Origin of the sequence: Flexilinea flocculi (assembly GCF_001192795.1) — a bacterium.
Classification (GTDB): Bacteria; Chloroflexota; Anaerolineae; order Anaerolineales; family Anaerolineaceae; genus Flexilinea; species Flexilinea flocculi.
Window position 1 is genome coordinate 724,293 of record NZ_DF968181.1, and the last position, 22,494, is coordinate 746,786.

Annotated in this window: 18 protein-coding genes and 1 riboswitch; of the genes, 15 read left to right on the forward strand and 3 right to left on the reverse strand. The window is 41.1% G+C overall.

Translation table 11 applies throughout. The features are described 5' to 3' along the window. Positions 1-60: 60 nt before the first annotated feature. From ATC1_RS08060 to lgt, 3 genes are all read left to right on the forward strand, one after another. A complete protein-coding gene (locus tag ATC1_RS08060; RefSeq protein ID WP_062280134.1) occupies positions 61-2,241 on the forward strand; it encodes a DNA translocase FtsK in 2,181 nt (726 codons plus the stop codon). A 3-nt stretch (positions 2,242-2,244) separates the two neighbouring features. Further along, the gene (locus tag ATC1_RS08065; protein WP_062280136.1) at positions 2,245-2,880 is read left to right on the forward strand and encodes a CDP-alcohol phosphatidyltransferase family protein; all 636 of its coding nucleotides are present in this window, start codon (positions 2,245-2,247) and stop codon (positions 2,878-2,880) included. 64 nt (positions 2,881-2,944) lie between these two features. Beyond that, on the forward strand, positions 2,945-3,763 hold the full coding sequence (gene lgt, locus ATC1_RS08070) for a prolipoprotein diacylglyceryl transferase (RefSeq protein ID WP_062280139.1): 819 nt from the start codon (positions 2,945-2,947) through the stop codon (positions 3,761-3,763). Between the two features lie 55 nt (positions 3,764-3,818). Here the strand turns inward: lgt and ATC1_RS08075 are convergent, their stop codons facing one another. After that, complete coding sequence (locus tag ATC1_RS08075; RefSeq protein WP_152024268.1) at positions 3,819-5,237, reverse strand: hypothetical protein; 1,419 nt, start codon at positions 5,235-5,237, stop codon at positions 3,819-3,821. A gap of 478 nt (positions 5,238-5,715) precedes the next feature. Here ATC1_RS08075 and rpsT point away from each other — a divergent pair, with 478 nt between their 5' ends. Together rpsT and argS are read left to right on the forward strand one after the other, a co-directional pair. Further along, on the forward strand, positions 5,716-5,982 hold the full coding sequence (gene rpsT / locus ATC1_RS08080; RefSeq protein ID WP_062280144.1) for a 30S ribosomal protein S20: 267 nt from the start codon (positions 5,716-5,718) through the stop codon (positions 5,980-5,982). A 508-nt stretch (positions 5,983-6,490) separates the two neighbouring features. Further along, a complete protein-coding gene (gene argS / locus ATC1_RS08085) occupies positions 6,491-8,251 on the forward strand; it encodes an arginine--tRNA ligase (protein WP_062280148.1) in 1,761 nt (586 codons plus the stop codon). A gap of 167 nt (positions 8,252-8,418) precedes the next feature. On the opposite strand, the gene serS is transcribed toward argS, so the two are convergent. Then, positions 8,419-9,696 (reverse strand): serine--tRNA ligase, encoded by a 1,278-nt coding sequence (serS, locus tag ATC1_RS08090; protein WP_062280151.1) that lies wholly within the window; start codon positions 9,694-9,696, stop codon positions 8,419-8,421. 265 nt (positions 9,697-9,961) lie between these two features. Then, the gene (locus ATC1_RS08095; RefSeq protein ID WP_062280155.1) at positions 9,962-10,813 is read right to left on the reverse strand and encodes a response regulator transcription factor; all 852 of its coding nucleotides are present in this window, start codon (positions 10,811-10,813) and stop codon (positions 9,962-9,964) included. 481 nt (positions 10,814-11,294) lie between these two features. Here ATC1_RS08095 and ATC1_RS08100 point away from each other — a divergent pair, with 481 nt between their 5' ends. From ATC1_RS08100 to ATC1_RS08145, 10 genes are all read left to right on the forward strand, one after another. Then, positions 11,295-11,927: a bifunctional nuclease family protein gene (locus ATC1_RS08100; RefSeq protein WP_062280159.1), complete on the forward strand. Its 633-nt coding sequence runs from the start codon at positions 11,295-11,297 to the stop codon at positions 11,925-11,927. Between the two features lie 5 nt (positions 11,928-11,932). Beyond that, complete coding sequence (gene dnaB / locus ATC1_RS08105) at positions 11,933-13,330, forward strand: replicative DNA helicase (protein WP_062284027.1); 1,398 nt, start codon at positions 11,933-11,935, stop codon at positions 13,328-13,330. Further along, positions 13,327-13,947: a DnaD domain-containing protein gene (locus ATC1_RS08110; RefSeq protein WP_062280162.1), complete on the forward strand. Its 621-nt coding sequence runs from the start codon at positions 13,327-13,329 to the stop codon at positions 13,945-13,947. Before dnaB ends, ATC1_RS08110 begins: the two co-directional genes overlap by 4 nt. Next, positions 13,931-15,373 carry an ATP-binding protein gene (locus ATC1_RS08115; protein ID WP_062280165.1) on the forward strand — a complete coding sequence of 481 codons (1,443 nt, stop codon included), beginning with the start codon at positions 13,931-13,933 and terminating at the stop codon, positions 15,371-15,373. The genes ATC1_RS08110 and ATC1_RS08115 overlap by 17 nt, the downstream gene beginning before the upstream one ends. 331 nt (positions 15,374-15,704) lie before the next feature. Beyond that, on the forward strand, positions 15,705-16,283 hold the full coding sequence (locus ATC1_RS08120) for a xanthine phosphoribosyltransferase (protein ID WP_062280168.1): 579 nt from the start codon (positions 15,705-15,707) through the stop codon (positions 16,281-16,283). Positions 16,284-16,376: 93 nt separating this feature from the next. Further along, positions 16,377-17,903: a glutamine-hydrolyzing GMP synthase gene (gene guaA / locus ATC1_RS08125; RefSeq protein ID WP_062280171.1), complete on the forward strand. Its 1,527-nt coding sequence runs from the start codon at positions 16,377-16,379 to the stop codon at positions 17,901-17,903. 259 nt (positions 17,904-18,162) lie between these two features. Further along, a complete protein-coding gene (locus ATC1_RS08130; RefSeq protein ID WP_062280174.1) occupies positions 18,163-19,044 on the forward strand; it encodes a PHP domain-containing protein in 882 nt (293 codons plus the stop codon). Positions 19,045-19,146: 102 nt separating this feature from the next. Next, positions 19,147-19,276: riboswitch (cobalamin riboswitch) on the forward strand. 156 nt (positions 19,277-19,432) lie between these two features. Continuing rightward, a complete protein-coding gene (locus tag ATC1_RS08135; RefSeq protein ID WP_062280177.1) occupies positions 19,433-20,362 on the forward strand; it encodes an ABC transporter substrate-binding protein in 930 nt (309 codons plus the stop codon). Next, the gene (locus ATC1_RS08140) at positions 20,359-21,417 is read left to right on the forward strand and encodes a FecCD family ABC transporter permease (RefSeq protein ID WP_172667739.1); all 1,059 of its coding nucleotides are present in this window, start codon (positions 20,359-20,361) and stop codon (positions 21,415-21,417) included. The genes ATC1_RS08135 and ATC1_RS08140 overlap by 4 nt, the downstream gene beginning before the upstream one ends. Continuing rightward, a complete protein-coding gene (locus tag ATC1_RS08145) occupies positions 21,417-22,184 on the forward strand; it encodes an ABC transporter ATP-binding protein (RefSeq protein ID WP_062280183.1) in 768 nt (255 codons plus the stop codon). Before ATC1_RS08140 ends, ATC1_RS08145 begins: the two co-directional genes overlap by 1 nt. Positions 22,185-22,494 lie beyond the last annotated feature (310 nt).

Genomic DNA, 22,494 nt, shown 5'->3' on the forward strand with positions numbered 1-22,494 from the left:
ACAATCAATTCTTTGAATGATAGAGCGGAAAACGCTTACGTGGTATGATTTAGGCGGGAAATGGAAAAAAAGACGACTCTTACAGAAGGCAAAAAAAACAAATCCATTGGACTCAGACAACGTATTATTCTTTGGGTCGATATTTTGGCTTTAATGATGTTTCTGATCGCCGGATTATTATGGATAGGATTCCAGGGCCGCTCCGAAGGATATTTTCTAAACAGAATTTCAGGTGATATTCACTTCTTCTTAGGTTCTGGAAAATATGCGGTTACTTTTCTGCTCCTTGCAGTTGGTTTCTATATACTATATCGAAACCATTCTTCGAGAATTTTAATTGTTCCAAAATTGAAAATCTTCTTTGGAATTGTATTGATTTTGGCTGTTTTTGGCCTGATGAACCGTTTTGAAAAATTTTCCGGTGGATATTTTGGATTTATCATTGATAACTTTCTCGTTTCACTGGCAGGACCTTTTTTTGCGGCTGCAGTTCTTGGGCTGACGTTCTTGTTTTGTCTCGGAGCAATTTTCCATTGGGAGCGTAAAATTCCCGGTTTATTTCGCCAAATTCGAAAGCAGATTCAGAAGATTCATGTGTATCATCCGCAAAAAATTGCGCATGAATCTGCCAGACAAAAAATTTCTATGAAAGAAAAAACTGGTTTCTTTACGGATACTTACCATGAAGAAAAACGTATCGAAAAAAAACCAAAGAAAAAGAACAAGGATGAATCCGAAAAAGGAATGATCAGAAATAATCAACTCCCTCCATTGAATCTGTTAGAGCCTGAGATGGGTTTTATTGAAAAAACAGCGGATGTTGAATCAACGATTCACAATATTGAGGCTGCTATGGAAGAATTTGGTACGCCTGTTGATGTTATAGGATACAGTATCGGTCCAGGGATAATTCAGTATCAGGTCACGCCGGGAATGTTGGAGAAATCAAGTGGCAAAGGTTCTGTCATTCCGAAAAAAATCCGAGTAGCTCAGGTTGCTCAACGGGAAAGAGATCTTGCTGTGCGTTTGGGAGTGGCAAATCTCTCAATTCAGGCGCCAGTTCCTGGAGAATCATTCATTGGAATTGATATGCCAAATCCGAACGCCTTAAAAGTCAGGCTTCGTCCGCTGATTGAAAGTCAGGAGTTCCAGTCAAAAAGTTCTCCTTTAAGTGTTGCATTGGGCCGTGATATTTCCGGAACACCAGTGGTCGTTGATCTTGAACAGATGCCTCATCTTTTAATTGCAGGCACTACCAACTCAGGAAAATCAATTTGTCTGCGATCCATGGCAGTATGTCTGATCATGAATAACACACCGGAACAGCTTCGGATTGTGATGATCGATCCCAAGCGCGTTGAACTTTTTCGATTTAATGGTCTGCCACACTTGTTAGGAAAAGTGGAGACCGAATATGAACGCAGCATTGCCGTGCTGGGTTGGGCTGTTCAGGAGATGAAAAGCCGTTATAAATTATTTGAGACCGTTGGAGTTCGGAAACTCTCATCCTATAATCAATATGCGGAAAAAAATCATCAGAAACCGTTACCATATATTGTGATTTTTATTGATGAATTGGCAGAAATTGTCAAAGGTGTTGATAAGCAGGGACAGGAATATATCGATACGCTTGCCTCGCTCGCACGAGCGACCGGTATGCACTTGGTGGTCGCAACGCAGCGTCCGGATACAACAATTATTACGGGAAAAATTAAAACAAACATCCCGGCACGAATCGCATTGAACGTGGCTTCAGCAATCGATTCACGGGTCATTATGGGCAAACAGGGTGCGGAAAAATTACTGGGGCGCGGAGATATGTATTTTGTTGATCCAAGTTTGAACGTTCCGATTCGTATTCAAGGCCCGTTACTGACGGATGAAGAGATTGATGCAGTAGTCTCGTTATGGAAAAAGCTGACACCGAAAACGACTGGCGAACCGGAATTGGCTCCATGGGAAGGTTTGATCATTGAAGCGGCAAATGAAGAGTCTTCGAAAGATGATAAAGTGTTAAAGGATGCAATACGTCTGATCTGCAGAACCAGGAAAGCCAGCGCCTCTTATCTTCAGGTAAAATTGAATATCAGTTTTCCAAAAGCAAGCCGATTGTTGGAACAGATGGAAAAAATCGGCGTTGTTGGTCCGATTCAAGTGGGCGGCAAAGCACGCGAGGTCCTTTGGGATGAAGATGAGGCAGAATCTTACGGTGAAGATGCAGGTTTCAAGGAGGATGAATAAGAAATGACAGAGAAGATAACTTTTTCAGATCGATGCAGGGTTTGGTTTAAGCAGTTTGGTGATATTAGTTCACGTTTTTTATTGAAAATCGGTTTATCTGCAAACGCAGTGACAATCATTGGCTGTGTCGGACATCTTTTTGCCGCGTATCTGGCAGCTGTGGGGCAATTCACATGGGCAGGCATTTTGTTATTGTTCTTCGCGGTGACAGATTTTTTTGACGGAACGATGTCCCGGATGACAACCGGTGGAAAAGGGACAAAATTTGGCGCCGTATTAGATTCGACAACAGATCGATATGCTGAATTTATGATTTTTGGTGGTTTAATTTATTATTATGCAGTTCATGGCGATTATTTGCTGATGATTGTTTCCTATGCGGCGATTATGGGTTCTATCCTTGTATCCTATACACGAGCAAAAGGTGAAATTGCGGGACTGAATATGAAGTTGGGTTTGATGTCGCGACTTGAGCGATATTTATTCCTGGTTCCCTGTTTATTCTTTAACGTACCTTTTATCGCGATGTGGGCAATTGCTCTCGGATCACAATTTACTGCCATTCAAAGAATCGTTCATATTTATCGAGAATTTAAACGAATTGATGCTGAAACATCCAGTCAGAAGAAAAATTCTTAATCGATTTTTTAGTAATTAAACAACAGTCTTTTATGTAAATGAACAGGACGAAAGAGAAAATCACGTGGAATTTTTTCGTACAGGATTCTCAATAGGACTATTAACAGTCCACTACTATGGCGTTTTATTCCTGACAGGCGTAATTGCCGGTACCTGGTTTTTCAGCATCAATGGGAAAAAACGTGGAATTGCAGCTGAGACCGCATGGGAATCGCTTCCCTGGTTTTTGATATCCGGAATTATTGGGGCAAGGCTCTGGCATGTGTTTTTCCCTTCAGTATCATCTGGATTAATATTTCATTATTATCTGATGCATCCAATAAAAATCCTGAAAACCTGGGATGGTGGTTTGGGTATACCGGGAGGAATTTTGGGTGCGCTGGTCGGCATCTGGTTGTTTTGCCGTAAATATGATTTTTCATTCAGCAGTTTTACAGATAGTATGGCGCCAGCGCTTGCATTCGGTCATGCAATTGGACGATGGGGAAATTATATTAATCAGGAATTGTATGGTGCTCCTTCCAATCTTCCCTGGGCAATCCATATTGACCCGGAAAATCGATTGGAGCCATTTATGAATCAGGCGACGTATCATCCTTTGTTTCTTTACGAGATGATTTACAACTTGTTGAATATGGCTGTCTTGCTTTGGATTGACCGCAAGTTTGAGAAAAGCCTCAAGAAGAGTGACATTATGCTTTGCTATCTGATTATTTATCCTGTCGGCCGCTTCTTACTTGAATTCCTCCGCCTGGATACTGCACAAATTAGCGGATTGAATGTCAACCAAATATTTATGGCAGTGACAGCGCTGGCTGCATCCGCTGCATTGATTGTCCGACACAGGAAAGAGATTTCATTTTTTCATTCTGGAAATTCATAAAAATCGGTATTGCGTATAAATACGGCGATTTTCGAATATCGCCGTATTTATAATATTAAAAAGGTTGAAATCCGAACAGCAATTCTTCCAGAATATCCGGCCCGATCTCGCTTTCATAGAAACCGTTATCAAAAATAACTTGATGCTTTCGCGAATCGAGATGTATTTTTATGTCCGGGTTGTTTTGTGCCTGGATAACGATGGATTGATTCCGTTTGTTCAGCTGTATGGAAGCAATTTTTTCGATGCTCCAAAGAGATTGATAAGAACTCATTAAAATTCTATTTTTCTGCAGATCAAAGCGCAGTAAAAGCTTTGGTTGATTTTTATCATCGGGTAAGATTTTTATCTGATGATTTCGATCATCAAATTTTATGAGGTAGCGGTTTCCCTGTATACTGACATGGACTTCAGAATTCTTTATAAATTGAAGCGAAAACATTTCATCATCCGACAAAAATAATCGGATATTTCGTTGCAGTTGATCAAGCTGAAGCTCCGCAGTCTGTAACATGTCGCTTTCTGCCAGTTGAAGCGTTATTTTCTTAGCTGCAGGAGAAAATGTGATAGTTAAATTTGCCGGAACCTCATTTTCATTGATGAAAATGGCTTTTTTCACGGAATCTAAGTTGATTCTAAGCACTTCTTTGGCATTTATCAAAACAAGAAATTCAGAAGCGGAACCGATAAAAATAATATCAGTTTCCCGTTTCGTCAGATGATCCCGGAAAATGAATCGTATCTGGTCTGGTACTTGTTCATCAAAATACCTGGTAATCGATCCGATTTTATTTTTTGAAGTATCATACAAATTTGTGATATTCCCGAAGGTTCTGATTGAAAAATCCGGTGAAAAAAAGAATTCTTTTGAACGAATTGGCAGGAAAAACCGTGATGTTAAATCGGTCTCTTTGAAATCCGAAAATCCTGCAGTCTGACCCCAGGTCACGATTGATCGGAGTATTGATTCCGGAAAATTTCCATCTGCTAAAAGCAAAATAAAATTCTGATTCTGGAGGGAAAATCCTTCTTGAATTTCAGAAAAATCAAAAGAATCCCAAAAGGATGTTAAATTTTCAAGATCCATGATCAATTTTTTGAAGTCCTGATACGTCTTTTCAAAATCTGAATTCTCGATGAGCGAAAGAAGCCAATCATACAGAATATTTTGTTTATTATCCTTTTGAATGAAAAGTGATTTCAGGAGGTTGTTTTCATACTTGTTTTTTTGATTTTTTTGAGGACTCAGCTTAAGTATTTGCAAATTGTTCCCATCATTTTCAGCCGGACGATTGTTCGAAAAAAGATGATCGGCAGCTGCGGAATGATTGTCATTCGATTCATGGTATGCAGCTGATTTTCTTACTTCTTTATCACGATCTCGATCATTTCCCTGTCGCCCCACAGGCAAAAAGGCTGAAAAGAAGATGTAATACAAAAACAGCAAACTAAACGTGATTTTCTTTATTTTCATCGGTTTTTCTCTGATCGTAGCATTTCGAAATTTGTGGAAAATTTTTAAGAAAAGAGGGAAAACTTGATGTTGTGTTGTTTTGTCCATCATACAAAGACAACATAACATCTAATAATTATTCCGGTATTTTGAATCGCAACTCTGCGCATTCGAAAGAAGGAATCATGTCGTTTTTAATAAGTATACAGACTTAATGCTGCAATTGTTTCTTATTATTTTCTTATTTGAATTCGATGGATATTCCAAATTTCGCGTTGTTGCCGTCATTTCAAATAATTTGACTAAAAACATCACTGCAACCAAGTCTTAGCAAAACTTCGAATTCCTGTAATTTGACAAAACCCATGTCTTAAGAGATAATTTGATCTGTTCTAAAGTTCCAAACATACCCTCAAGGGAGTATGGAAGGCAGTCAATGGTAATAAAAATACCAGCCTGACAGATGCCCGTTATGTATTGAATCTTTGGAGGATTTAAAATGGCAAATATTAAGTCACAAAAAAAGCGCAATAAACAGAATGAGGCGAATCGGCTTCGTAATCGTGTTGTTCGCGGATCAACTCGTACTGCAGTTGCTAAAGCTCGAACTGCTGTTGTCGAAAAACAGGAAAACAGTGAAGAATTGGTATTAAAAGCGATTATTGCACTGGATAAAGCTGCTCAGAAGGGTATTATTCACAAAAATAATGCTGCTCGTAAAAAAAGCCACCTGATGAAGAAATTGGCAGCAAGCAAACAAGGCTAAATGCGGCAATGATTGGAAGTTCATCCGAATTTTCCAATCGTTAAGTTGAGAGTGATATGCCAAAACAGAAAGGGTTGATTATACACTGATCAACCCTTTTTTATTTGAACCAGTACTTCGCGATTTTCTCTCTTTATTCAAGGAATGGGCAGGATTCTTTGTTATTATAATGTTTTTACGCGAAGTGCACAAACAACATAATAATAATTTTTTCCGATTGATTCAAATCGTAAGTCTATCGTTGAATCGCTGCAAAGAAAGAAAATACCGGGTAAAATCTTTCATATGACCAGGGTGAAAAAAAGTTCGAGAAAACTGCTACTGGCATGGAATCATAAAAAAACTGATGCAGGCTGGTTTTTCGAACCGAAAACAGGAATTCGAATTCCTGAAGAGTTTTTCGAATAAAAAGAAGAGCGAAAGTTTTTAATAAATTGAATGAAAAAGGAACGCACCTATGATCGTATTACTGATTAGGATAAGGTTCTTAAGAAAAAAGGAATAGTGCATGTTTGAATCGGAACAAAAACAACTTGAAACTCAAATAAAAGCTTATTGTGCGGCACATGATCTGCCTCAAAAAGATATCTCCTGGTCATGGATTCCATTCAGCGGTAACTGGGGTATTTCAGTCTCTTTCTTTCAGTTGACCGCAGAAGATGCCAAAGCAAAAGGCTTGAAAATCAATGTGGCAATGCGGGCTCAGGAAATTGCACAATCTATTGCAGATGCGTTGATTCTACCGGAAGGATTTGACCGGATTGAAGCTGTTCGTGGTTATTTGAATATCTATTTTTCAACCCGTGCGTTTTCCAAAAAAGTTATTGATGCCGTTCTTACCGAACGGGATTGTTTTGGACTTGGCGAATCCACACATCAAAAGGTGATGGTGGAATTCTCTCAGCCAAACACCCATAAAGCATTTCATGTCGGTCATTTGCGGAATGTCATATTAGGAAATTCTGTCTGTAACATACTGGAAAAAGCTGGCAACGAAGTCATACGTACCAATTATCTGGGGGACATCGGACTCCATGTAATTAAATGGATGTGGTGTTATCTTAAATACCATCCTGGTGAAGAACCCTCAGGGGATATAACCCGTTGGATGGGTGATTTATATGCGGAAGCAACAAGGCGGCATGAAGAGGAACCGGATGCAGAGGCTGAGATTCGTGAGCTGTTTGGACGATGGGACCGCCGTGATCCCGATATCACCGCTTTATGGGAACGTACCCGTCAATGGAGCTTAGATGGATTTGCGGACATTTACAAAACACTTGGCGTAAAATTTGATCACTTGTATTTTGAAAGCGAAGTGGAAGATTCCGGCAAAGAAATTGTTGATGAATTGGTGTCCAAAGGCATCGCAGTGGATGAACGCCCTGACAACGCAGTGGCAGTGAAACTGGATGATCTTTGCGGAACCAAAGAAAAATATCGTGTGCTGGTAGTACTACGTTCGGACGGTACATCTTTATATGCGACGAAAGATCTTTCATTGGCGATTAAAAAATTTGAACAGTTCCATCTGGATCGTTCGATCTATGTGATTGATGTTCGCCAGTCTTTGTATATGCAGCAGATTTTTAAAACCCTGGAATTAATGGGATATACGTGGACAAAGAATTGTTATCATCTGGCGTACGAAATTGTCAATCTTCCTGGCAATGTCACGATGTCTTCTCGAGATGGTACAGTGGTATTTTTACAGGATCTGTTAAATGAGGCGACTGCTCGCGCTTTAGCAATCGTAGAGGAAAAGAATCCGGATCTTGATGTCACAACCAAACAATCGATTGCGCATAAAGTAGCTCTGGGGGCATTAAAATACTCCATGCTTTCTCGGGATAATACAAAAATCGTTACATTTGATTGGGAAGCTGCGCTTGATTTCAATGGGCAGGCAGCCCCTTATATCCAATATGCTGGTGTGCGGGCAAACAGCATTCTCCGAAAAGCAGAGAAAGGTATCCCTGCGGCATTGGATGTCAAGTACGATTTGACCCCTGTTGAGATCGAATTGATTGAGATGATTTCACGCGTTCCGAAAGAAATTCAACGCGCTGCAGCAGAATGCAAACCGTTATATATAGCAAATCTTGCATATGATATTGCCAAAGCTTTCAATGACTTTTACCGGCAATGCCCTGTTTTACAGGCAGAACCGGAGATTCGCGATTTCCGATTGAGAATTTCTGCTGCCAGCAGACAGGCTATTGTCAATTGTCTTCAGTTACTGGGAATCGAGACTCCTGAAGTTATGTAAAATCGTCTCTGTTTGTGGACGATCATCCAGCTACATATTAAAAATCATTTGAGAAAAATATCAATAATTTGTAACCAGGTTGTTTTGCACGAAGCGCAAAACAACCTGGTTACAATGAATCCTTTCAGATTTCAAACCGCTGGCTTTTATTAAGCAGGAAATTTTTGTTATGCTTCTTTTGTAATACGTTCAATTCCGCCCATCCAGGGTTTCAAAACATCCGGAACGACGACAGATCCATCCGGCTGCTGATAGTTTTCCAACACCGCGATTAAAGTCCGCGGGAGTCCTAAGCCGGATCCATTGAGGGTATGCAGAAAACGCGGTTTTCCGCTGCTCTTTTCACGGTAACGAATGGAAGCCCGTCTTGATTGGAAATCGCCATCATTGGATACGGAAGACACTTCCAACCATTCTTTGCATCCTGGCGCCCATACTTCAATGTCATAGCAAACTTGCGCGTTAAAACCAAGATCGCCGGAGCATTGGGCAACGATATGATAGGTCAATCCAAGTGCTTTACATGTTTCTTCTGCGGCATTCAACATCCGGTCCAATTCATCTTTTGACTTCTCTGGCAGACTGTAGCAATACATTTCAACTTTATCGAATTGATGTCCGCGTTTAATTCCACGTACGTCCCGGCCTGCGCTCATCTTTTCTCTGCGGAAACAAGGTGTGTAAGCGGTAAAACGCATTGGGAGGCTGTCCTCATCAATGATTTCGTTCATATACAGCCCGGTTAAAGGAACCTCTGCTGTTGGAACCCACCAGAAATCTTCTTCCGCATCATGATACAAATTATCCCGAAATTTTGGAAGCTGTCCGGAACCGTATAGAATCTCATTCTTTACCATGAACGGTGTATATCGTTCGTTATATCCTTGCCGGATGTGAAGATCCAGCATAAATGCGATCAAAGCTCGTTGTAGTCTTGCTCCCTGCCCATTCAGAACGTAAAAACGCGTTCCGGTCAATTTAACCCCGCGTTCAAAATCGATGATTCCGAGGTTGGTACCGATGTCCCAATGGGGAATTGGTTCGAAATCAAAAGCTTTCTTTTCACCTTCCTGCCGTAAAACTACATTTTCTGCATCGCTGATTCCATAGGGTACTTCCGGATTAGGTATATTTGGAATATATAACAGAAGTGATTTTAGTTCTTCTTCAATTTTCTTTACATGTTGGTCCAAATCTGAAATTTGATCGCCTACCACACGCATAGCTTCGATTTTTTTCTTTCGTTCTTCTGCATCCTTGATCTGACTGATCTCTTTGGAGACAGAATTGCGCTGCGCTTTCAATGTTTCAGTATCATTGAGAGCGGATCTTCTTTCCAAGTCGAGTTGCAGAATGCGATCGACCGGAGTGGTGTCCATTTGGCGAATTTCCAAAGATTTTTTTACTATTTCCGGATTTTCCCGAATCATATTGATATCCAGCATATTACGATCTCCTTTGTCGTATTAAAAAAGCCCCATTCGTGCAGGACGAAGGGGCTTTCGTGGTACCACCTGCATTCGCTCAATAATTGAGCCTCAAAAGGGTTTAACGATCCTAAATCGTCTTTCTTACCGCATCGCTGCTTTTCGAAAGAAGTCTGCGAAACATTCGCACGAGGTGGAAAGAAATCAGCCATTCTGCCGGTTTTCAGCAACCACTGGCTCTCTGTAAAGAAGGCGGAAATCGAGTCTCGTCTGACTTATTTTTCTATTTTTCCATAATTATAGATTCGACAACTTCATTGTCAAGACAGGAATCGGAATGCATGACATGATTACCGTTGGCTGAAAACCGATAACCGACTCCTCGTACGGTTTGAATGATTTTTGGATTTTTGGGATCTTCTTCAACGACTTGACGCAGCCATCGGATATGTACATCAAGCGATCGCATATCTTCGACATAATTCGTATCCCATAATTTCGTAAAAAGTTCTTTCCGCTCAAGCGTTTTCCCCGGTTGATCCATCAGCAGATTCAGAAGTTTGGCAACTCGCGGTGTTACCGAAGAAGGATGATTGTTGACAAAAATTCTGTTATTCTTCAGATCCAAAGCAATATTTCCCTCAGCCTGTAACGTTTCATTGTTGACAGGGAGATACATTTTAATTCCGTTTACTAATTTTTGAATTGTAAATGGAAGCACCATCACCCTGTCGGCATCCGATTTTTTTATGCTTTTAAATTCATCGATAATGACTATAACAGGCAGGGAGGGAAACCGCTTCTTAATACTGTACACGATTCGGTTCCCTGCAGTGCGAAGGGATGCTGCATCAAGTAATACTAAAAGAGGAAGTTCTTCCTTAATCTTTTCCAATGCTGCATTGCCAGTTGAGGCAATTGCAACATTGTATCCTTTCTTCTTCAAACTTAGAAAAAAGGATGGATGATTTGTTTGTTTCCCTTCGATAAGGATTATTTTTTGGGTACACTGCTCCAATGAATGCTCCGGAAGAATTTGAATATTTGATTCAGCAAAAACTTGAGATAGACTATCTTCAATTTTACTGAAAAACGGTAAAAAATGGTGAGTCTCAAATATACTGAGATTCACCATTTTGTCATTCAATTTGTATTACTTTTATGTAATTGTACCTATCAATTATATCGATAAACCCAAAAAAGAATTTTTTTTGTGACGTTTAGTCCGATCATTCAATAAAGAGCGAAGTCTTATCATAGGGTTGTTTTTACGTTCTGCGCGCAAACAACCCTATCAAAAATAATTCTTTCCTTATTTCGAATCACTGGTTTTTTGTCAGAAAATCGCTATTATAATCAAATAAGCGTTGGATTTTTTCTTTTCATGAATTCAACGGATGAGTAACTTCTAAAAAAACCAGGAGTAATCATAGTTCAAAAAACAGTCATTCGAAATATGAATTGATCTTTTTGATAAGGAAATAGATTTGTATTCTTATAGTTCTGCGTAAAGTTTTCTATCATGAGAATAGAATACGCTCCATAGTACGAGCTGCTTTAAAAAGCACGATTTAACAGGATTGATTAATCAGTTTATTGCATAGGGGATTTTTTCCATGGCGAATTTACATGAAGTAGTTGTCGATAGTCTCAGAGTCAGCTTAACAAGTCAGCAGCGTGTGATTGTCTTAAAAGATACACAGAATGATCTTTATATACCCATATGGATAGGTACTTTTGAATCAGAGTCGATTGTCGTTGCATTGCAGAAAATTGAAGTCAGTCGTCCGCAGACACATGACCTTCTAAAAAATGTAATTCAAGCATTAGGCGCGCGGCTGAAACATGTTGAACTTTCAAAAATTCAGGCTGACACATTTTACTCATTTCTTGTTTTAGAGAACGACAAAACCGAATACAGGGTTGACTCCCGGCCGTCCGATGCGATTGCTTTGGCAATTCGTTGTCATGTTCCAATTTTTGTCGATTCAGAAGTGATTTTTTCTGCTGGCGTCAGACCGGAAAAAGATATGCGGCTGACAAAGACTCCTGCCGAAGACAGGAGTCCGCATGCGGATATTGAAGAAGAGATCGATACATCACTTGAAAAAAATCTTTCCGTTTTTGATGATTTTTTGAAAAACATTGATTTGGGTTCTACTCCATCTGAGCCGAAAACAGACGAGGATTCAGAAGGTGGAAATGATGAACCCGACAATTCAGATAATGATCTTTTATTACCATTCTGATGATTATGGAAAACAACGAATTAGTACCCGAATCAACCTTTACATCGGAAGTCACAGATTCTGAGCTGAGAATTGAACCGCATAGCCGGGACGCGGAAGAAGCCGTTTTGGGCGCTGTGCTTATTAACCCTGAAAAATATTTTGATGTCGGGCAGATCATCTCAGCAGAAGATTTTTATATTCACCGCCATCAGTGGATTTGGAAAGCGTTTTCAACGCTGATTGAAAAAGGTCGGGATATTGACGTTCAAACGGTTTCCGATGAATTGGACAAACAGGGAAAGCTTGCAGACGCTGGCGGTTGGATGTACTTATACTCTCTGGTCAGTAAAACACCATCTTCCATGCATGCTGAGTCTTACGCGCAAATCATACTGGAAAAAAGCACACGCCGAAGATTACTGACAGCGGCAAATCAGATGACGAATCTGGCGCTAAATGAGAAGAAACGCCTGGAAGAAGTATTAGACCTTTCAGAAAAAGCGATTTTCAGCGTCAGTGAGCAGCAGGACCGCAAAGAAGTTCAGCCGATTTCACGCGTATTGAGTACTATTTTTGATCAGATTAAAGTCCTGTTTCAGCAGGATCAGGAAATTATCGGAATTCCGACCGGCTTTAAAGATCTGGATAAACTGACCGGTGGACTGCAAAAATCTGATTTAATCATTGTGGCCGGCCGGCCTGGAATGGGTAAAACAGGTTTCCTGCTGTCGGTTCTGAAGAATGCTGCCATGACATATCGCAAACATGTTGCGATGTTTTCCTTGGAAATGTCAAATGAACAATTGGTACAACGCCTCATTTCTCAGCAGACAGGTATCAATAGCCAGAAATTACGCAATGGAAGATTGTCTGATGACGAACTTCCTTTATTTGTGGAAGCTGTCGATGTTTTGGGAGGAACGAAAATTTTTCTGGATGATACACCGGCAATCTCTCCATTACAGTTGCGTACGAAATGCCGCAGGCTGCATCTTGAATATCATTTGGATATGATCATTGTGGATTATCTTCAATTGATGACCGGCGACGCCGGAAAAGACAATCGTGTTCAGGAAGTGTCCAATATTTCCCGAAATTTAAAGATTTTGGCGAGGGAATTAAATGTTCCGGTTTTAACCGCAGCCCAACTTTCGCGTGGTGTTGAACAACGTTCTGATAAGATTCCGATGCTCTCCGATCTTAGGGAATCCGGTTCTCTGGAACAGGATGCGGATATTGTCATGTTCCTGCATAATCCAAATTCGGATCCGGATAAAACGGCTGGTCTGGATGGCGCCATGAAATTGATCGTAGCAAAGCATCGAAATGGTCCGATCGGGGAAATCGATCTTGTATTCTTAAAAAAATTAGCTCGATTTGAAGATGCTGTTCGAAAATCTGACATAGGAGGATATGCATGATCTCCTTTTCCGGATTCAGCAGTGGGATAGAGATGGTACCATCACAATTTTTTACGGAGATTCTTCCCGAAATTGATACGCTGCATGAAATGAAAACGATTTTGTTTGCCATCTATTTGCTAAATCAGTACCAGGGGGATCAGCGGTATATCCTGCGCACTGATTTTTCTGAATGTGAACCTTTTATGCAAGGATTGAAACAACTGGGGGATGATCCAGAAATCCTGCTGGATGATGGTCTGGAAAAATCAGTACTGCGTGGGACTCTTTTGCGAGTTGATTATGGAAATACACACCTGTATTTTCTTAACAGTCCAAAGGGCAGATTAGCTGTGGAAAGATTGGAACAAGGACAGTGGGTTCCGGATTCTTTTTTGCATATATCCGAAAAAGCGAATTTGTTTCGTCCCAATATCTATCAGCTTTATGAAGAAAATATTGGTCCGCTGACTTCGATGATCTCAGAAATTTTAAAGGACAGTGAAAAGATATATGGCCACGAATGGGTAGCGGATGCTATCGAAACTGCCGTTGTGAATAATGCGCGCACTTGGCGGTATATAGAAACAGTTTTGAAATCATGGAAGGAGAACGGTCGAAATGGAATCAATCGATGACATTTTAGAACGTGCCCGAAAAAAAATCAGTGTCCAGGAGAAGACTTCCGGAGAACGACATGTCCTGGGAGCGGATATTGGCGATCCGAATTGTCCCATATGTCATGGGATCGGGTTTATTGCCAGAGATGTGCCTTATGGCGAACCGGGTTTTGGAAAAATGGATGTATGTCCCTGCCGTAAAGCAAAAATTGAGCAGGAAGAAAACGAAAAGCTGACACAAGACAGTAATTTAGACAGTTACAGCGAGATGACATTTGAAAATTTTAATGTCAAAGGACGCGGCCAAATTCGTCAGGAATATGAGTTGTGCCTGAAGATGGCTCGAGATCATGCGCAGAAGTTCGCAAAAGAACGAAAAGGCTGGTTACTGCTGACTGGGAATTATGGCACAGGAAAAACTCATTTGGCTGCAGCAATTGCGAAAGTGGCGCTTGCAGATCATGTAGCGAATATTTTTATGCCAGTTCCCGATTTGATGGATTGGCTCCGGGCTTCTTTCACCAGTCCATCTCTATCCTATCAAGATCGGTTTCAACAAATTTGCACCATTCCCCTATTAATTTTAGACGATCTGGGTTCACAAAGTTCAACTGATTGGGTTCAGGAAAAGCTATATCAAATTCTTAATTACCGTTATGTTAACCGGCTGCCGACGGTCATCACGACCAACAACACACTGAAAGAATTAGATGGCAGAATTGCTTCCCGCTTGGAAGACCCCTCTTTGGTGATGAAAGTCGTAATTTCAGCTCCCGATTATCGAAATCCTGCATCGAATTCATTGGATTTGAACACATTATCAACACTGCACTTATATCGTACTCGTACATTTGACACGTTTGATTCCAGAATTCGGGAAAACCTGTCAGAAGAAGCTTCGGAGCAGCTTTCCCGTGCCTATCAAGCGGCGTTTTCTTTCGCTCAAAATCCTGCCGGGTGGCTTATCTTTGCCGGATCGAATGGCGTTGGAAAAACCCATCTGGCTGCTGCCATCGGAAATTTTCGGAAACAACTCATGGAGGAACCCATGTTTGTGGTTGTTCCTGATTTGCTGGATCATTTACGGGCCACTTTCAGCCCGGTCAGTACAACCACATTTGACATCGAGTTTGAAAAAGTGAAAAATGCTCAACTGCTGATCCTCGATCATCTGGATACAGCTTGTGCAACCCCATGGGCGAAAGAAAAACTATATCAAATTGTGAATTATCGTTATCAGGCTGAGCTGCCGACGGTTATAACAACCGTTTTAACGATTCAGGAAATTGATCCAAATATCCGAAGCCGTTTGATTGATTTCCAAATTTGTCAAATTGTTCAAATGTTCCAGGTTCCGATGTACAGTAAAAATCCGGGGATTGACATTTTGCCGAAGCGCACCAAACGAGCTGAAGGAAGCGGTTTCCGAAGGATAAAACCCTGATCAGAAAAAGGACAATAACGCATCAGTTGGCTTCGTTTTTAATCTGTAATTTCTTTCAGCATGGGAAGGTATCGTTTTTAATTCTGTGACATTATTTTTCTAATTCCCAAATGAAAACAGGTAAAATTCTTTTCAATTATTTGTATAATCAAGTTCCATGGATTCAGTAATCTGAAATTTGGGGAAGTAATTAAAAATTTAGAATGTTCGTTGTAATGTTGTTTTGGGGCAGAGCACAAAAACAACATTACAACTTGGTATTTTCCCCATATTTTGAATCACTGCCATCTCTTTGGAAAATTGAATAAATCCATATTTACGGAGAAGACTCTTGAAACTTCTGGAAGAACGAATTTTAAAAGATGGCCATGTTAAAGGCGGCAATATCCTAAAGGTGGATAGTTTTCTGAACCACCAGATCGACGTCAATTTATATGAAGAAATTGGTAAGGAAGTCTATCGCCTGTATAAAGATAGCGGTATTACAAAAATCTTGACGATAGAAGCATCCGGTATCGGATTGGCATGCGTTGTAGCAAAAGAATTCCAGGTGCCCGCTTTGTTTGCCAAAAAAAATCGGACAAAGAATATTGATGGAGAAGTTTATGCTGCTGCTGTTGAATCATATACGCATGGTATTACTTATACCATTATTGTTTCTAAAAAATTTCTAAATCCGGAAGACCGGGTTTTAATCATCGATGATTTTCTGGCGCGGGGCAATTCTTTGCTCGGACTGGTGGACATTGTTAAACAATCCGGTGCGGCATTGGTCGGTTGTGCAATTGCAATCGAGAAAGGTTTTGAAGAAGGCGGAGCCATTTTACGTGGAAAAGGCATTCGGGTTGAATCCCTCGCCATCATCGAATCCATGAGCGAGGGGAAAATTGTCTTTAAGAACCAGTCATAAATGATTTCCCGACAATTTTATTGATAATTCAATACAAAACAGGAAATTCACGGAATTCCTGCCTACTGTTTTTCTATGGAAAAGGTTACCTGAATGGCTGATCAAACAATCCTGATTTTAGATTTTGGTGGACAATACAAAGATTTAATTGCACGCCGGGTGCGTGAGTGCAGTGTTTATTCTGAGATATGTCCAGCCAATATCTCCCTCGAAAAAATTCAAAAAATAAAACCAATTGGCATCATCTTCACAGGCGGTCCTAAAAGTGTCTATGAATCCAATTCTCCCCAATGTGATCCGAAACTTTTTGAGCTGGGTATTCCAATTTTAGGTATCTGTTATGGCGCTCAATTGATGAGCTACATTTTCGGAGGAGTGGTTAAACCTTGCCAAACCAGCGAATATGGTCAGCGTGAAATCGTGATTGATCCGGAAAATCCGCTTTTTGATGGATTGGAAATAAATCAGACCGTGTTGATGAGTCATACGGATCAAATTGAGCGTCTTCCGGAAGGTTTTACCGGGATCGCTATGTCCGATTCCTGTAAATATGCTGCAATCGCACGACCTGAGAAGAGACTCTATGGCGTACAATTCCATCCTGAAGTGGAATTGTCCACGAATGGAATTAAGATAATCCAAAATTTTCTTTACCGAATTTGCGGCGCTGCAGGAGATTATTCTGTAGAAGATTATCTGAACAAACAAATTGCAGCCGTACGTGAACAAGTCGGATCGGAAAAAGTATTGCTGGGACTTTCGGGAGGAGTGGATTCGGCAGTTTGTGCTGCATTGCTGGCACGGGCTATTCCCGATCGATTGATCTGCATTTTAGTGGATCATGGATTAATGCGGAAGGATGAAGGCGATTCCGTCGAAAAGGCTTTCTCTAACATGGCGTTACGGTTCGTGCGTGTGGACGCATCAGATCGATTTTTGAAAAAATTGGAAGGTGTCACAGACCCGGAGAAAAAGCGGAAGATTATTGGCTCGGAGTTCGTGGATGTTTTTTATGAACAAGCGAAAAAATTCGGCGATGCCAAATTCCTGGCGCAGGGAACGATCTATCCGGATGTCATCGAAAGCGGGACCGGCAGTGCAGCTACGATTAAATCGCATCATAACGTTGGCGGATTGCCGAAAGAAATCGGGTTTGCTGGAATTATTGAGCCATTACGCGGCCTTTTCAAGGATGAAGTCAGGAAGCTGGGTATTCAGCTTGGATTGCCGGTCGAAATTGTCAATCGTCAGCCTTTCCCTGGCCCTGGTTTGGCAGTGCGTGTCATTGGTGAGATTACCCGTGCAAAATTGGATATTCTGCGTGAGGCTGATGCGATTTTTCGATATGAATTGGAATCAGCCGGTATTCGCGCTTCCCAATATTTCGCAGTTTTAACGAATTTGCGCTCAGTGGGTGTCATGGGAGACGGGCGGACGTATGATTACACCATTGCTCTGAGAGCCGTTCTTACCAGTGATTTTATGACTTGTGAATATGCTCCGATACCGCATGAGCTTCTTTCGAAAATATCGAGGCGTATTACAAATGAAGTAAAGGGAGTCAATCGGATTGTTTATGACATTACCGATAAACCGCCTGCTACGATTGAATGGGAATGATTTTCCGGAATTAACGATCTATCAGCAATCCTTCCCTTATTTCGAATTGCTGACGATTTATAATTGTGTTTGACTTTTTGAATAAAGGGAGAAAAATTGATGTTCTTATGGTTTTACGCTTTAAATAAAACTATAAGAACATCAAAGAATTTTTTTTGAATTATTGATTATTTGTAATGTGGTTGACTTTTCGAACAAAATAAGAACACCAAATCGTCATTCCTCCTCTCATTTCTAAATAAAGTTTTCGGATACATGAATGAAAAATTGGATTGATTTGCATATGCACAGCAATATCAGCTCGGACGGCAGTTATTCGCCGGACGCGCTGATGCAGATGTGCGTCTCTGCCGGATTGCGTTTTGTTGCGGTAACCGATCATAACTCGGTTCGTGGCGTAGAAGAAGCAAAGAAAATTGCAGCACGGCTTGACATCGAGTGTATTTCTGGTATCGAATTTGATTGCCAGCTTCACGGGATCAATCTGCATTTGTTAGGATATCGGGTCGATGAACAGTCTGACTCGCTGAAGACCATAGAACACGATGTCCTTCAAAAAGAGAAAAACGCTTCTCTGGTTTTAATTGAAAAAATCAAAGCTCTTGGTTTTCATTTGGATGAAGAAGCACTTTGGAGACTCGCAGTTGAGGATGTTATCACCGGTGAGATGCTGGCTGAAGTCATTTTGCAGGATCCTCAAAATTCTCAAATGGATATCCTGACGGAGTATCGGACAGGTGGAAGACGATCCGAAAATGCATTCCTCAATTTTTATTGGGATTTTTGTTCTCAGGGGAAACCGGCATATGTTCCGATCGACTATATCGATGCGGAAGCGCTGATTTCCGCCATCAAATCCATGGGAGGCATACCTGTTCTGGCACATCCGGGCGCGAATATTGGAACGGATGAGGCGCCGTTGCTGGAATTGATTGATTTTGGTCTGGAAGGGATTGAGGTCTACTCCAGTTATCATCGTGCGGACACCGTTTCATTTTACAGGCAGATTGCAGAAAAGTATCATCTTCTGCAAACAACGGGCAGCGATTTTCATGGCAAAATAAAACCATCAATTCATTTAGGTTCGATTTGCTGTCCTGAACCAGAGCTCATTTATGCCTCACTGAAAGAAAGATTTTAACGGTTGATTTCGTGCGGAGTGCAAAAACGACACAACAACAAGTTTTTTCGATTGATTCGAATAATCAGACCATATGCTGAATCGCTGATTTCTGAATTAGGGATTTTTCCTGAAATGCAATATAATATATAGGAATATTTGTGAAACAGAGAAATCGGTGCGATACCGATGCTGACCCGCAACTGTAATGGAGTAATCCAAGCCAGACCTCTGATTTGCAACGCCAGCTTATTCCCCGGGATTTGGGATTGCAGAACAGAAAACCCCGGGAGGGGATTTTTTGTTTAAGCGTAATCGTCATTCACGTCAAACAGACAAGTTATTCCCGATTGATTCAAATTGCTGCATGGATGGCTGGCAAATTCAATTTCAATTTTCGAGGAGTAAAATGAAAAAACGTATCATATTCGGAATTCTTCTTCCTGTATTTCTTTTCATAGTCCAATTCTCTGAAGTTTCATCACAGACAAATACTGAATCCAGGATCATAATGGATGATTTGGGTCGGGAAGTGGTAGTGAAAACTCCTATTCAATCCGTTGTTTCTTTGGCTGCTTCCAATACCGAAATTTTATGCGCGATCGGTCTATGTGACCGCATTGTCGGGGTCGATTATTCTTCGGATTATCCGGAGGAAATCAAAGAGGTTGAAAAAATAACGAATTTTGATATGTCGATTAACCTGGAAAAGATTCTCTCGTTAAACCCGGATTTTGTTCTGACTGCGGAATTGACATCCATGGATCAGATTCGATCAATCGAAGCACTTGGGATACCCGTCTATTACCTGCAGAATCCTGAAAGTATTGACGATTTACCGGCTCACATTGAAAAAGTGGGGAAAATTACCGGTCAAGTCGAGGAAGCGCAAATAGTAGCAAACGAATTGGACAAACGAATCAATGCAGTTGATGATCTGCTTGCTGATTGTGATGCTGGTAATCCATCGGTGTTTTATGAAATCGATTCGACAGATCCGATTAAACCCTGGACAACAAGCAGCGGAACATTTATTGATAATATGATCTCTAAGGCGGGAGGCACAAATGTCGCGGCGGATTTAGTCGGCTTGTATGTGCAGATCAGTCTGGAATATTTAATGATCAGTGATCCGGATTTCATAATACTTGGAGACAGCAAAGCCGGAATTACAGCTGATTCCGTGGCACAGCGAACGGGGTGGAACGAGTTGAAAGCGGTGCAGAACAACGCGGTATTTGAATTTAATGATGATCTGGGATCCCGACCAGGTCCCAGACTGGTTGATGGTTTGGAACAGCTTGCAAAAATCCTTCATCCCGAATGTTTTTCAAAATGAGATCATTTGCCGCAAGCAACCATGACAAAGGCAGTCGAGCCAGAATATTAGGGTTTTCCCTGGCTGTTTTCTTATTGTCTGGTTTTATTATCAGCGTTTTTATCGGGAGTGTGTCTTTTCAATTCGGAGATATTCTGCGGGTTATTCAGTTAAAACTATTCGGCGACGAGATCCCCAGTAATTTGGCTTCTTTGGAAAAAATTTTATTCTCATTGCGGATTCCACGGACATTGCTCATGACATTTATCGGAGCAGCGTTGGCGTGCAGCGGAGCATCTTACCAGGGTTTGTTTCGGAATCCATTGGCTGATCCCTTCCTTATTGGGGTTTCATCCGGAGCCAGTCTGGGCGCCGTAATTTCCATGTCCGTTCATTGGACATATTTTCGCATTGGTTTATGGATGACTCCAATTCTCTCATTCCTTTTTGCGTTGATCACCGTTTTTATAGTGTTTTATCTGGGTCGGATTGGCGGATCCTTAAATACTTCCGGTCTGATTTTATCCGGTGTGGCAGTGAATGCTTTTGCTTCTGCAATCACCTATTCCTGGATTCTGATTTCCAGCAATGAAGTTCGACATTCTTTATCCTGGATGTTAGGTGGAATTTATCAGAGTGGTTGGGAATCTTTAATGATTGTAATTCCGATTATGGTGATTGGAATGGCAGGACAATGGAGTTTAGCGTATCCGCTAAATATCCTTCAATTTGGCGATGAGCAGGCGTCTCAGCTTGGTGTTAACGTTCATCAAATTCGAAGAAGGATTATCTTTTTTTCGACACTGACGACTGCCGCGGCAATTTCTTTCTCAGGCATAATCGGATTTGTCGGACTTATCGTTCCACATACGATTCGTCTGGTATGCGGATCGGATTATCGTAGGTTGATTCCGCTCTCAATTCTTGGAGGAGCTTTTTTCTTGTTAACGGCAGATGTAATCTCCCGCTGGATTATTGCGCCGCAGGAGCTACCGGTGGGAATCATTACAGCCATTACTGGAGCGCCATTCTTCCTTTGGCTTCTGCAGCGCTCGAAACACAAGGATGTTTTGTAATGCTTGAAATAAAGAATGTTTCGATTCGTTATCTGTCGCACCTGGTCGTTCAGGATGTTTCGCTGAATTTAGTTCCTGGAAAAATAATGGCGCTGATTGGTCCTAACGGCTCCGGCAAGACGACGTTGATCCGGGGAGTAACCGGCGTCATTCCATTGGCCGCTGGAAGCATTGAATTTTCCGGGGAGGATTTAACTCCTCTTAGTGAATCCGCCAGAGCAAAGATTATCTCGGTTGTCCCACAAATATTACGACTTCCAGCCGGATTCACTGTTTTTGACACAGTCGCTTTTGGAAGAACCCCACATATTGATTGGCTTGGAAGATTAACAGAAAAAGATCATCATCTTATCGAGACAGCGATTCAGAATACTTCTGTCGGCAGTTTTCGAGATAGTGATGTGCAAAATCTCTCTGGTGGTGAGCAGCAAAGGGTTATTCTTGCAAGGGCTTTGGCTCAAAATACGCCGGTGATGATCCTGGATGAACCCACATCGCATCTGGATCTGACGTATCAGGTAGGTCTTCTTACTACGATTCAGCGCCTTTGCCGGGAGAATAAAATTGCTATGCTGGTTGTGCTGCATGATTTGAATCTTGCTGCACGATTTGCGGATGAAATCGCAATTTTAGATCATGGAAAGATTGCCATCAGTGGCTTTCCGCAGGAAGTTTTAACAGAGGAAAATTTGTCCGCTGTCTATCATTTGCCGATGCGGATTCTTTGGCCAAATGATAACAGTTACCCGGTAATCATTCCAAAATAATGTTACCTTCGTCAGCATTTCAATTTTCCATCAGTAATTTGAAATTTGACATAGCCTTTTGAGAAAAGAATGGAATTTGTTTGATGTATTGTCTTTGCGCTGTGCGAAAAAACAATACATCAAACAAATCATATTTCTCTTTTTTCCAGTTGCTGATTTTCCATAGTCAAAGAAAAAAGGCAGCACTTCTGATGATGACGGGGATTCTTTATGGTTCTTTTTATTTTTGTGACACGCGCAAAATAATCAGAAGATCAGATAATTCTTTTCATATTTCGAAGTACTGATATTTCAAATCGCTGCCTTCAAA